This window comes from Streptomyces sp. Act143, assembly GCF_003143935.1.
Classification (GTDB): Bacteria; Actinomycetota; Actinomycetes; order Streptomycetales; family Streptomycetaceae; genus Streptomyces.
The window spans coordinates 6,061,624-6,074,627 of sequence record NZ_QFRX01000001.1; the positions used below are offsets into that span (position 1 = coordinate 6,061,624).

A 13,004-nucleotide genomic window follows, 5' to 3' on the forward strand; every position below is an offset into this window, starting at 1 on the left:
AGACCATTGCGGGGCAACGTGAATCAGATGCAGGGCCTGCTCATCGCGGGCCGCTACCGGCTCGCCGACACCATCGGCAGCGGCGGCATGGGCCGCGTGTGGCGGGCCCACGACGAAGTGCTGCACCGGGCCGTCGCGATCAAGGAGCTCACCGCCGCGCTCTACGTCTCCGAGAGCGACCAGGAGCGGCTGCTCCACCGCACCCGCGCCGAGGCCCGCGCGGCGGCCCGGATCAACCACTCGGCCGTCGTCACGGTGCACGATGTCCTCGATCACGACGCCCGCCCGTGGATCGTGATGGAGCTGGTCGAGGGTCGTTCGCTCGCCGACGCGGTCAAGCAGGACGGGCGCATCGAGCCCGCCGAGGCCGCCCGGATCGGCCTGTGGGTGCTGCGCGCGCTGCGTGCCGCGCACGACGCCGGGGTCCTGCACCGCGACGTGAAACCGGGCAACGTCCTGCTCTCCCACGACGGCCGCGTCCTGCTCACGGACTTCGGCATCGCCCAGATCGAGGGCGACACGACGATCACCCGCACCGGCGAGGTCGTCGGTTCCGTGGACTACCTCGCCCCGGAGCGGGTGCGCGGCCATGACCCGGGTCCGGCATCGGACCTGTGGGCGCTGGGCGCGACGCTGTACACGGCGGTGGAGGGCCGCTCGCCGTTCCGCCGCACGTCCCCGCTCGGCACCATGCAGGCGGTCGTCGAGGAGGAACCGGCCCAGCCGGCGCACGCCGGCGCGCTGGGCCCCGTCCTCACGGCGCTGCTCCGCAAGGATCCGGCCGACCGGCCGAGTGCCGCGGCGGCGGAGCAGATGCTCGCCGAGGTGGCGGAGGGGCGGCGGGCGAGTGCGGCGCAGGAGTATGTGCCGACGGGCGCGGTGCGGTACGAGACGCCGACGACGGGGGCCGTCGGTGGCGGAACCCGGACCGTGCAGACGGCCGCCGCCACGCCGTACCCCCCGGTCGCGCCGGTCGCCGTGGGCGCGACCGCTTCCCCCGGGCGTCGGCGCGGCTGGCGTACGTTCGCCCTGGTCGTCGCCGTCGCGGCCATCGTGGGTGCGGGGGGCGCCGTGGCGTTGCAGCAGTGGGACTCGGGCAGTTCTTCCGTCTCATCGGACGGGAGTCCGACGCCGACCCCTTCGCCGTCGAGGAGTGCCCAAGGGGCCGTTCCCGCCGGCTGGGAGAAGTACGACGATCCCCTGGGCTTCAGCCTGTACCTGCCCAAGGGCTGGGACCGGACGGTCTCCATCGAGGAGAAGGACGGTCTGGCGCAGGTCGACTATTCGCCTGACCAGGGCAAGACCCTTGTGCGTGTCGCCGTCGACACCGCGCCGGACTACAACAGCTCCTACGATCACATGCGGGAGCTGGAGGCGGCGAACAAGCCGCGGCTGAAGGACTTCGCGACCCTGAGCATGAGGCAGGAGGTCTACCGCGACCAGCAGAGCGTGCGCTGGGAGTACACCTGGACCCAGCTGCCGAAGGACTCGCCCTTTCCGGGGCCGTACCGGGCGCTCGACGTGGCGTACATGACGCGTGGCGGTGTCGAGTACGCCCTCTACACCGCCTCGCCCGCCGCCGACTGGGACGCCACCAGCAAGCGGTTCACCTCCGTGCTGCGGGGCTGGCAGCCGAACCCCTCCTGACCCGCCCCAACTTGGCCGGTCAGCGCCCCGGAAGCCGACCGTCCGGCGATGCATCATGGGGCCCATGGGGACCCAGGGGGACAACTTCCGTGTCGTAGCGGGGCGTTACCGCCTGGAGGTGCGGCTCGGGCGTGGTGGCATGGGAGTGGTCTGGCGGGCCACCGATCTGCTGCTCGGACGGCGTGTCGCGGTCAAGGAGCTGTCCCTCGACGAGACGTTGTCCGAGGGCGAGGCCCGGTGGCAGCGGGACCGTACGCTCCGCGAGGCGCGGGCCGTCGCGCAGCTCAGGCACCCGCACATCATCGTCGTCCACGACGTCGTCGAGCAGGACGAACGGTTCTACCTCGTCATGGAGTTGATCGACGGCGGCTCCCTCGCCGACCGGATCGCCGGGTACGGCCCGGTCGGGGCGGCCGAGGCCGCGCGGATCGGGGCCGATCTGCTGAGCGCGTTGCGCGCGGCGCACGCGGCCGGGGTCCTGCACCGGGACATCAAGCCCGCGAACGTCCTGCTGGAGGCCGGTACCGGCCGGGTCGTCCTCACCGACTTCGGGGTCGCGCAGGTCGCGGGCGCGACCACGCTCACCGAGACCGGGTCCTTCGTCGGCTCGCCCGAGTACACCGCGCCGGAGCGGATGACCGGGGCGGGGACCGGCCCCGCCTCCGATCTGTGGTCGGTGGGCGCGCTGCTCTGCACGGCGCTGAGCGGTGATTCGCCGTTCCGCCGCGACTCGTTGAGCGGCGTGCTGCACGCGGTCCTCTCGGCTGAGATCCGCCCGCCGGCGCAGGCCGCGCCGCTGCTTCCCGTCGTACGGGGGCTGCTGGAGCGTGATCCGGAGCGGCGGCTGGACGCGGAGGCGGCGGAGCGGATGCTGCGGACCTTTCTGGAGACGGGGCACCTGCCGGTCGCGGGGAAGCACTCGCTGCGGGGTGTGCTGACGGCCGTGGTGCTGGTCGCCGCGATGGCGGGGGCCGGGGTGTCGGGGGCGGCGCTGTTGCTGCACGACAAGGGCGGTGGCGGGCCCGCGCCGTCGCCGAGTCCGTCGGTGAGCACCTCGGCGACCGCGTCGGCCACCTCGAAGTCGGCCACGCCGAAGTCCGTCACCCCGAAGTCGGCCACGTCGAAGTCCGTCACCCCGAGGTCGGCCACGTCGAAGTCCGTCACCCCGAGGTCGGCCACGCCGAAGTCCGTCACCCCGAGGTCGGCCACGTCGAAGAAACCTTCCTCCTCCTCCCTCTCGGTGTCGCCATCGGCGTCCTTTCCGGCACCCGCCCTGACAAACCGGAGATAGCGGACCGCCCGAGTCACGGCTCTGTGACCGGAAAGCGCTGTGGGTGGATACACCGGCGCTCGCCGCGATATGGATGGACCCATGAGCAGCAACGGGGGAGCCCCTTACGGGTCCGACGAGCCAACGAGTTTCGGTCTGCAACCGCCGAGCCCGCCCACGGCGGTACCGCACCCCGACAACCCGTACAACCCGTACGCGGCACCCACCCAGGTCGTGCCGCAGCAGGCCGCGCCCGCGGCGCCCTCGGTGCCCGCGCCGGACCCCGGCACAGGGCGGCTGATCGCAGGCCGCTACCGGCTGCTGGCCAAGCTCGGGCACGGCGGCATGGGGACGGTCTGGCGGGCCAAGGACGAGACCGTGGACCGTGAGGTCGCCGTCAAGGAGCCCCGCGTACCGGATCATCTTCCCGAGCGTGAACGCGCCAACGCCTTCGAGCGGATGCGGCGCGAGGCGCGGGCCGCGGCCCGGCTCGATCACCCCGCGGTCGTGAACGTGCACGACGTGGCGGTCGTCGACGGCCAGCCGTGGATCGTCATGGAGCTGGTGCAAGGGCGCTCCCTGGGCGACGCGTTGCAGGAGGGCACCCTCGGGGCGCGCGAAGCGGCGAGAATCGGCCTGGAGGTGCTGGCGGCGCTGGAGGCCGCGCACGCCGCGGGCGTACTGCACCGGGACGTCAAGCCGGACAACGTCCTTCTCGGGCGGCACGACCGCGTCGTCCTCACCGACTTCGGTATCGCCCAGATCGAGGGCGAGACCAGCCTGACCGACACCGGCGGTTTCGTCGGCTCGCCCGAATACATCGCCCCCGAGCGGGTGTTGGGCCAGCGCCCGGGCCCGGCGTCCGACCTCTGGTCGCTGGGCGTCGTCCTCTACGCGGCCACCGAGGGCGTCTCGCCGTTCCGCCGCAGCAACACCCCGGCCACCCTCCAGTCCGTCCTCAACGCCACGCCCGCCGCGCCCGCTTCGGCGTCCGGCCCGCTGGCCGAGGTCATCACGGGCCTGCTCGAGAAGGAGCCGGGCCGCCGCCCGAACGCCGCTCAGGTGCGCGCGCTGCTGGAGAAGGCCGCCGAGCCTCCGGCTCCGGCACCGACGCAGGTCGTACGGGTCGCGGCGGAGGGGCCCGCCAAGGGGGTCCGGCTCGGCCGCAAGACCCTCATCGGGTTTGGTGCGGCGGTCGTCGCGGCAGCGGTGGCGGCGTACCTGGTGATCGCGGACCCGTTCGCGGGGCCGTTGCCGGACGACTGGAAGACGGTGCACGAGAAGGACGTCGCCGCGTCACTGGCGGTGCCCTCGGGGTACCAGCCGGGGTACCCCGACCGGAAGACGGACGAGGGGCACTGGGTCACGTACACCGACTGGAGCGGCAGCATCTGGATCGGCCTCACCCTCGACAAGAAGGCCGAGGACACGAGCGAGAACATCGCCGACTCCGCCGCCGCCGAGATGTACGAGGACAACAAGGAGTTCAAGGACCGCGGCGAGTACGACCTCCAGATGCCGGAGAACCCGAGGACGGACACCGACGACGGTGCCACGTACCAGGGGAAGCCGGCCGCCCGGAACACGATCACCTACACGACCGACGACAGCCAGCACCCGCGCCCCCGCGAGCTGCAGATCTTCTACTACAAGACGTCCAAGGGCGACATGTACAAGCTCACCGTCAGCTATCCCGGCAAGGGTGATTTCACGGCCCGGGGCAAGGAGGTGGCGAAGACCGCCATCGCCAACCTGGACGTCGACGTGCTCTGAGGCCCGTGTCCCCGGCGCACCGCCGCCCCGCGTCGACAAGCGCCCACGGCACAAGGTACTCATGGGACATGAGCAACGACGGGGGCGGCGCGAGCCCCAAGGGACGACTCATAGGCGGCCGTTACCGGCTGGTCGAGCGCATCGGCTCGGGCGGCATGGGCACCGTCTGGCGGGCGCTCGACGAACTCGTGGACCGCGAAGTCGCCGTGAAGCAGCCGCGGTTGCCCGGCGACCCCGAGGACGAGGCGCATCAGCGCGCCTCGCACCGGCTCTACCGGGAGGCCCGTGCCGCCGCCCGCGTCGACCATCCCGCCGCCGTCTCCATCCATGACGTGGTCGTGGAGGACGGACTCCCCTGGATCGTCATGGAGTTGGTCCGGGGCGAGTCCCTCGACGCGGTGCTCCGCCGGGGCCCTGTCGGCCCGGCCGAGTCCGCCCGTATCGGCCGCGCCGTTCTCGGCGCCCTGCGCGCCGCGCACTCCGTCGGCATCGTCCACCGGGACGTCAAGCCCGCCAACGTCCTGCTCGGCACCCACGGCCGGGTCGTCCTCACCGACTTCGGCATCGCCCATGTCCAGGGCGAGGAATCCCTCACCGTCAGCGGTGAGTTCGTCGGCTCGCTCGACTTCGTCGCGCCGGAGCGGATGGCCGGCAAGGGCGCGGGACCGGCCTCCGACCTGTGGTCCCTCGGTGTGCTGCTGTACGCCGCCGTCGAAGGGGAGCCGCCGTTCCGGCGTTCCACGGTGGAGTCCACCCTCGCCGCGGTCCTCTCCCACGACCCGCCGGAGCCGGAACGGGCCGGGCCCCTCGGGCCGCTGATCACCGCGCTGTTGGCGAAGGACCCGGACCGGCGGCCGGACGCGGCGGAGGCCGCCGAGGTGCTGGAGGCGGCGGCCGAGGGGTGGCCCGTACCGCCGCTCGCAGCGGTGGCGCCGGCCCAGAAACCGGATCGAATACCCGAGCTGGGGGAGGACGCCGACACCACACGCCTGCGGAAGCCGGAGCCGGCCGCGCAGCCGGACATCACCCCCGTGCCCGTCCCGGCCGCGCAGCCGGACATCACCCCCGTGCCCGAGCCGCCCGCGCAGCCGGACACCACCGCCGTGCCCGTCCCGCCCGCGCAGCCGAAGCCCCGTCCTCTGTCCCACCCCCTGCGCCGCTCCCTGTCCCACCCCCTGCGCCGACCCCTCCCCGCCGCCCTCCTCGCCGTCGCGCTGGTCGGTGGGGCGTGGGCCGGTACCTCCTACTTCCTCGCGGACCCCGCGCCCGCGGACCCCAGGGAGACGGCCGCGGTGCAGACCGCGACACCCGCTCCGAAGGCCACGGACGTCGTCGACGAGCCCTGGACCCGGCACCGGGAGAAGGGCATGAACGCGGTCCTCGCCGTCCCGAGCCGGTACACGGAGTCCGTGCGGCAGGGCAGCCCGAACGACCAGCCCCGGATCGTCATCTACGAGTCCGGTGAGAAGTCCGGGGACATCCAGGTCCGCCTCAGCCAGTGGGACAAGGCTCCCGTCTCGCTGGAGACGCGGGCCCAGCAGCAGTCGCTGGGCTGGGCGTCGTACGGAGACGCGGACACCCGGATCACGGACACCAGCCTGGACGGCTACGACGCGCTCCTCGCCGACACCACCTACGACGACGAGGGCTTCGGCTCCACCCGGGTCATGCAGCTGACGGTCCTGACCGGCGACGGCCGGATGTACGAGCTGCGCGTCGACATGCCCAAGGGGACCCCGCAGGAGAAGGAGGGCACCTCGGTGTTCAAGGCGGCCCGTGACCGGCTGGAGATCGGAAAATCGTCCTCCTGAGGCGAACCCGGGGTGATCGTCCCCGCACAACGCCCTGATCAGCAGGTTTACCGCCAGTGATCGCTGGCGCCGTGTGTGCAGTCCGTGAATCCCTGTTACCGCCGGGTACCCAAAGTTCCCGCCCCGGCATACCCTGCGCGTCATGACGGACTCGCAGGCCCCGGAACTGACCGGCACCAACCCTCTCGCCCCCGCCCCGGAGGGCGCCCGTACCGCCGCCGACGTGGTCACCCCGGAGCTGGTCGCGCAGCTCACCAAGGGCGTGGTCGGCTCCGGTCGCACCGCCAACCACACCCCGTTCACCGGCGAGAAGCTGGCCGACCTGCCCGAGTCGACGCCGGAGGACGTGGCGAAGGCCTTCGAGGCGGCCCGCGCCGCGCAGGCGGTGTGGGCGCAGACGCCCGTACGGCAGCGCGCGGCCGTCCTGCTCCGCTTCCACGACCTCGTCCTGGAGCGTCAGGCCGAGGTCCTCGACCTCATCCAGCTGGAGACCGGCAAGGCCCGGCTGCACGCCCACGAGGAGGTGCAGGCCGTCGCGGTCGCCGCCCGGCACTACGGCCGCCGCGCCGCCGCCTATCTCAAGCCCAAGCGGCACGCGGGCGCCATGCCCACCCTCACGCGCGTCACCGAGCTCCGTCATCCGCGCGGTGTGGTCGGCCAGATCGCCCCCTGGAACTACCCCCTGGAGCTGTCGGTCGGCGACGCGCTCCCGGCGTTCGCCGCGGGCAACGCGGTCGTCATGAAGCCCGACACCGAGACCTGCCTGACCGCCCTGTGGGCGCGCGACCTGCTCATCGAGGCGGGCCTGCCCGCCGACGTCTTCCAGGTCGTCCTCGGCGAGGGCCCGGTCGTCGGCCCCGAGGTCGTCCGGCACGCCGACTACGTCTCCTTCACCGGCTCCACCCGTACAGGGCGCGAGGTCGCCCGAGGCGCGGCGGCCCGGCTGGTCGGCGTCTCCCTCGAACTCGGCGGCAAGAACGCCATGCTGGTCCTGGAGGACGCGGACATCGAGAAGGCCGCGGCCGGCGCCGTCCGCGCCTGCTTCTCCTCCGCGGGCCAACTGTGCATCTCCATCGAGCGGTTGTACGTCCACGAGTCGATCGCCGACGCCTTCCTGGAGCGGTTCGCCGCCCGTACGAAGGCCATGCGGCTCGGCAAGTCCCTCGCCTACGGCGCCGACATGGGCTCCCTGGTGGGGGAGCGGCAGCTGGAGACCGTCACCCGGCACGTGGAGGAGGCCGTCGCCAAGGGCGCCAAGGTCGTCGCCGGTGGCGTCGCCCGCCCGGACATCGGCCCGTACTTCTTCGAGCCGACCATCCTCGACGGAGTGACCGAGCCGATGGCGATCTGCGCCGAGGAGACCTTCGGCCCGGTGGTGTCCCTCTACCGCTTCAAGACCGAGGACGAGGCGGTCGAGGCCGCCAACTCGACGTCGTACGGCCTGAATTCCTCGGTCTGGACGAAGGACGGCAAGCGGGGTCGCGAGGTCGCCGCCCGGCTGCGTACGGGGACCGTGAACGTCAACGAGGGCTACGCGCCCGCCTACGGCAGCGTCCAGTCCCCGATGGGCGGCATGAAGGACTCCGGCCTCGGCCGCCGCCACGGCTCCGAGGGCATCCTCAAGTACACCGAGGCCCAGACGGTCGCCCAGCAGCGGCTGCTGCCGATGGCGCCGTCGCTGGGGATGGACGACGAGAAGTACGCCCAGTTCATGAGCCGCAGCCTGCGGCTCATGAAGGCGTTCCGGTTCCGGTAGGGAGAGAGAGCACACGTGCCACAGGACGACTACGACTACGACGTCATCGTCGTGGGTTCCGGATTCGGCGGTTCGGTCAGCGCTCTTCGCCTCACGGAGAAGGGCTATCGCGTGGGCGTCCTGGAGGCGGGCCGCCGCTTCACCAGGGAGTCCCTCCCCAAGAACTCCTGGGACCTGAAGAACTACCTCTGGGCTCCCCGGCTCGGCATGTACGGGCTCCAGCGCATCCATCTGCTGGGCAACGTCATGGTGCTCGCGGGCGCCGGGGTCGGCGGCGGGTCCCTCAACTACGCCAACACCCTCTACGTACCGCCGAAACCGTTCTTCGAGGACCCCCAGTGGCGTGACATCACGGACTGGGAGGAGGAGTTGAAGCCGTACTACGACCAGGCGCGGCGCATGCTCGGCGTACGGCTCAACCCGACGATGACCCCGTCCGACGTCCATCTGAAGGCGGCGGCCCAGCGGATGGGCGTCGGCGACACCTTCCACCTGGCGCCCGTCGGCGTCTTCTTCGGTGACGGCCAGGACGCCGACGGCTCGGCGAAGGCGAAGGCCGGTGAGCGGGTCGCCGACCCCTACTTCGGGGGCGCGGGGCCGGACCGCAAGGCCTGCACCGAGTGCGGCGAGTGCATGACCGGCTGCCGCCACGGCGCGAAGAACACCCTCAATGAGAACTACCTCTACCTCGCCGAGAAGGCGGGCGCGGTCGTCCACCCCATGACGACGGTCGTCTCGGTCACGGACGACTCGCAGGGCGGGTACGCGATCGTCACCCTGCCGACGGACCAGAAGCGCAAGGGTCCGGGCCGGACGTTCAAGGCCCGCCGGGTCGTCATCGCGGCCGGCACCTACGGCACCCAGACGCTGCTGCACCGGATGAAGTCGGGCGGGCAACTGCCGTACATCTCGCCGAAGTTGGGTGAGCTGACGCGCACCAACTCCGAGGCGCTGGTCGGCGCGCAGACCGACAACCGGCGCTACCGCAAGGTGACGGGCGAGCCCAAGGTCGACTTCACGCGCGGCGTCGCCATCACCTCGTCCGTCCACCCGGACGAGAACACCCACATCGAGCCCGTCCGCTACGGCCGGGGCTCCAACTCGATGGGCGGCCTCTCCATCCTGCAAGTCCCCTACGCCGAGGGCTCGTCGAGAGTGCTGGGGTGGCTGACGAACGCCGCCCGCCATCCCGTCCTCGTGCTGCGCTCCCTCTCCAACCGGCGGTGGTCGGAGAAGACCATCATCGGCCTGGTGATGCAGTCGCTGGACAACTCCCTGACGACGTACCTCAAGCCGGACGGCGTGGGCAAGGGGCTGCTGACCGCCCGGCAGGGTCATGGCGCTCCCAACCCCAAGCAGATCAGGGCGGCTTCGGAGGCGGCCACCGCGATCGCGGCGGAGATCAACGGCTTCGCCGGCTCCAACGTCGGCGAGCTGATGGGCACCCCGCTGACGGCCCACTTCCTGGGCGGCTGCCCGATCGGGGCGAGCCCGGAGGAGGGCGTCATCGACCCCTACCACCGCCTCTACGGCCACCCCGGCATCTCGGTCGTCGACGGCGCGGCCGTCTCCGCCAACCTGGGCGTGAACCCGTCCCTGACGATCACCGCCCAGGCCGAGCGGGCGATGTCGTACTGGCCCAACAACGGCGAGGCGGACCCGCGCCCGGCCCAGGGAGCGGCGTACGAGCGCCTGAAGCCGGTCGAGCCGCAGTCACCGGCGGTCCCGGCGGACGCCTTCGGCGCGCTGCGGCTGCCGTTCCTGGGGATGCCGGCGGTGCCGCCGAAGTCGTAGAGCCGCACCTGGCCACAGACAGAGAGAAGGACCTGCGCCCCCCTCCGAACGCAGGTCCTTCTCTTTTCTTGCAATTAGCTCTTGTTACGCCTCGGCGCCGGCCTTGCGGCGACGCATCGCGAACACGGCGCCGGCACCGGCGACGACCGCGACCCCGCCCACGAGGCCGATGGTCGGCAGCGCGGAGCTGGAGCCGGTCTCGGCGAGGTTGCCGGTCGGCAGCTCGGAGACGTCGCCCTGCGGCTTCTTCACGGAGCCCTTGCCGTTGTCGCTCGGCGTGGCCTCGCCCGGCTTCGGGTTCGAGGAGCCGGCCTTGAGGACCGAGAAGTCGTACTGCGCCCAGCCCTCGGCGATGCAGTCCTGACCATCGACGTTGTCGAGGTAGGCGCCGGAGCCGAAGGAGTAGGCGTCTCCGGCCGGGGCCTTGGCGTCGATGCTGACGCGCAGGCTGACCGACTGGCTCTTGCCCGCCTTCAGCGCGTCGACGTAGAAGAAGTAGTCACCGGCGAAGTCGTCGTCGCCGATGCGGTCCCAGGAACCCGTGTCGGGGTTCTTGAACTCCAGGTCGACGTACGGGCTCAGCCACTTCGCCTCGTCGATCTCGTAGTTCTCGACCTCGGCATAGAAGGCCACACCGTCGACCGTGGTGTCGGACTCGTTGGTGACGACCAGCTTGAAGTTGTGGAAGCCGTCACCGGCGACGATCTTGCCGGGCAGGCCCTTGATGTCCGCGGAGACCTTGGCGTCCGAGAAGTCCTCGTCGAGTTCCTCGCAGTACGGGACGTCCGGGTCGGTCGGCTCCTCGCTCGGGTCGGCCGACTCGGAGGGCTCGGGCTCACCCGTCTCGGACGCGGAGGCGGACGCGCTCGGCGACGTGGAGTCGGTGGCCGAGGGCGAGGCCGAGTTGGTCGGGTCAGCGGTGTCGCTGGGCAGCGAGGTGTCGCTGGGCGTCGGCTCGGCCGTGTCGGACGGGGTGCCCGAAGGCGTCTCGGTGACCGTCTCGGTGGGGGTCGGCGACGTCATCTCGTCCGCGAACGCGGCGGGCGCGGACAACAGCGCGAGCGGGGCTATGACAGCCGTCGCGGCCGCTGCGGCCATGGCACGGCGAAGCTTCATGAAAGACCTCAAGAAGTCCGGTGTGCTGCGCGTCGCAGCACGCGAGTGGGGCAGGTGGGGCCTCGCGTGTGGGGCGCGGGTGTGGCCCTTGGTTCGCAGGGTTTGATCCGTGAAGACTGTGAATGGTTGCCCCTGCATTCACAGAATTCTTATGTGGCCTGGGTCACATGCCTCGTGTGTGTCCTGAGTCACAGCCGGACCCCGCTTGTGAAGGCGCTTTCCCAGCGCCTAGAACTAACGCTCGTGTCTGACAAGCCTGCCGAGGAGTCCTCCTCGACCCCCGAAGTCCCGGACGACGTCTGGGAGCAGTTCGCTCGCGCCAACGAACAGGCCGCTCCGAAGGAGCCCTCCGCCCGCGCCCGCATGGTCACGGACCGGCTGCGGCAGCAGGAGGCGCGGGGCGAGCTGCCGGAGGGGTGGCGGACGGGGCCCGCGTGGCGGGAGAAGAAGCGCGGGCGAGGGGTGTGGAAGGCCCTCGGCGTGCTGCTCGCCGCCGCCGTGGCTGTCGTCGCGATCAAGCCGTCGCTGCTGCCCGGCGACCCCTTCGGCTCCGGCTCCGCCGACGAGGCCGGCGGAACCCTGCCGGCGGAGACGGCGGCGCCGACCGGCCCGCCCGTGTCCGCGGCCCCCGGGACCCCGACCCTGGACGACCCGTTCGCCGGGTCGCCCGCCAAGCGCTGGGCCGACGGTGAGACCGGCATCGTCGTGCCGGAGGCCGAGGCGGTCGGCGGGCGGAGCAAGGCGGACGTCGCACGGGCTCTGGAGCTGACCAGGAAGCTGCTGATCGACGCGAACCTCGACCCGGCGACCCTGCGCGGGGAGCGCCCGGAGACCGCGCTCGGCCTGCTGGAGCCGCACCAGGACGTGCCCGGCTTCCTGAAGAAGGCCCTGAGCAAGCCGGACAAGGCCCACGATCCGCTGCTGATGTTCAGCCGCTTCGACCCGGACGAGGTGCGGCTCGTCGGTGACGTCGTGAAGACCCGCGGCCGCATCACCTTCAAGGCCGGTGAGGGCGCCGCGGTCGCCGTCCACGCCGACTACACCTTCGTCTACCCGGTGGTCCGCACCGACGGCACGACCGAGGTGGCCCGCACCATCGTCCGCCGCGTCCTCGACCTCGAACTCTCCGACCCGGCCAAGTACCGGGTCACGCCCGGCAAGATCGCTGTCGTGAAGTACGACCAGGACATCGGCAACTCGGCCTGCGACGTCTACGACGGCTTCCTGCACCCGCACTTCGACTCGGCCGAGCCCACGGGCGCGGCCCCGACCGGCCCGACGACGGACCCGTACGACCGCAGCAGGGACATCGGAGACGACAAGGGATGCGGAGTGGTGTCCCGCACCTGACCGGTACGCGCGTGCGAAGGGCCCCGCGGGACGGAGCCGCGGGGCCCTTCTCTCGTCAGCACCGGCGTCAGGGCAGCGCCGGTGCCTGGGGAGCGGCGCCGGGGGGTTGCGCCGCTTGTCCTGAGTGCCGGGTCGGCGCCCCGGCATACGCGGGGCGCGCGGATGGTCTCGACCTTTGGCAGTGCCGCAATGCACAGACAATGCGGTGGTGTAAAGGGGGACTTGGGCTTTGTAGGCATCGTGCTGGATGCACCCGGCCTCCGCAACCGTTTGACCCAGCCTTCTGTCCCGCCGGTCGGCCCCGGGCGTCCCCGGAGCCGGCCGTTCTCTTGGGTGACCGGGCTGCTGTCCCCTGCCGTCCGGTCACTTACCTGGAGCGAGGTCCCACGACGTACGGCGAGATCCGGACGTCTCATCGCTCCAGCGAGCCACGCGTGGTTCTGTCGGGCCCGCCCCTGGCTGGCACGGACACCACCACCAACGAAGC

At 71.7% G+C, this 13,004-nt stretch carries 7 protein-coding genes and 1 pseudogene; 7 read left to right on the forward strand and 1 reads right to left on the reverse strand.

Annotated elements, in window-relative coordinates; genetic code table 11:
- Positions 1–27 precede the first annotated feature (27 nt).
- From DI272_RS27705 to DI272_RS27730, 6 genes and pseudogenes are all read left to right on the forward strand, one after another.
- A complete protein-coding gene (locus DI272_RS27705; RefSeq protein ID WP_109497937.1) occupies positions 28–1,647 on the forward strand; it encodes a serine/threonine-protein kinase in 1,620 nt (539 codons plus the stop codon).
- A gap of 64 nt (positions 1,648–1,711) precedes the next feature.
- Positions 1,712–2,542: pseudogene (locus tag DI272_RS27710) on the forward strand (serine/threonine-protein kinase); the annotation flags it as partial.
- 477 nt (positions 2,543–3,019) lie between these two features.
- On the forward strand, positions 3,020–4,690 hold the full coding sequence (locus tag DI272_RS27715) for a serine/threonine-protein kinase (RefSeq protein WP_109497939.1): 1,671 nt from the start codon (positions 3,020–3,022) through the stop codon (positions 4,688–4,690).
- Positions 4,691–4,758: 68 nt separating this feature from the next.
- Positions 4,759–6,501 carry a serine/threonine-protein kinase gene (locus DI272_RS27720; RefSeq protein WP_109497940.1) on the forward strand — a complete coding sequence of 581 codons (1,743 nt, stop codon included), beginning with the start codon at positions 4,759–4,761 and terminating at the stop codon, positions 6,499–6,501.
- Between the two features lie 142 nt (positions 6,502–6,643).
- A complete protein-coding gene (locus tag DI272_RS27725; RefSeq protein ID WP_109497941.1) occupies positions 6,644–8,257 on the forward strand; it encodes a succinic semialdehyde dehydrogenase in 1,614 nt (537 codons plus the stop codon).
- 15 nt (positions 8,258–8,272) lie between these two features.
- Positions 8,273–10,051, forward strand: a complete 1,779-nt coding sequence (locus DI272_RS27730) for a GMC oxidoreductase (RefSeq protein ID WP_109497942.1) — start codon at positions 8,273–8,275, stop codon at positions 10,049–10,051.
- 84 nt (positions 10,052–10,135) lie between these two features.
- Here the strand turns inward: DI272_RS27730 and DI272_RS27735 are convergent, their stop codons facing one another.
- A complete protein-coding gene (locus DI272_RS27735; RefSeq protein WP_109497943.1) occupies positions 10,136–11,167 on the reverse strand; it encodes an LAETG motif-containing sortase-dependent surface protein in 1,032 nt (343 codons plus the stop codon).
- A 243-nt stretch (positions 11,168–11,410) separates the two neighbouring features.
- Between DI272_RS27735 and DI272_RS27740 the strand changes: the two genes are divergently transcribed.
- Positions 11,411–12,517, forward strand: coding sequence for a hypothetical protein (locus DI272_RS27740; RefSeq protein WP_109497944.1), 1,107 nt, complete (start codon positions 11,411–11,413; stop codon positions 12,515–12,517).
- Positions 12,518–13,004 lie beyond the last annotated feature (487 nt).

Excerpts from the sequence above, each read along its gene's own strand:
- DI272_RS27720 (WP_109497940.1), top strand. The coding sequence starts at position 4,759 with ATGAGCAACGACGGGGGCGGCGCGAGCCCCAAGGGACGACTCATAGGC.
- DI272_RS27715 (WP_109497939.1), top strand. The coding sequence starts at position 3,020 with ATGAGCAGCAACGGGGGAGCCCCTTACGGGTCCGACGAGCCAACGAGT.
- DI272_RS27705 (WP_109497937.1), top strand. The coding sequence starts at position 28 with ATGCAGGGCCTGCTCATCGCGGGCCGCTACCGGCTCGCCGACACCATC.
- DI272_RS27725 (WP_109497941.1), top strand. The coding sequence starts at position 6,644 with ATGACGGACTCGCAGGCCCCGGAACTGACCGGCACCAACCCTCTCGCC.
- DI272_RS27735 (WP_109497943.1), bottom strand. The coding sequence starts at position 11,167 with ATGAAGCTTCGCCGTGCCATGGCCGCAGCGGCCGCGACGGCTGTCATA.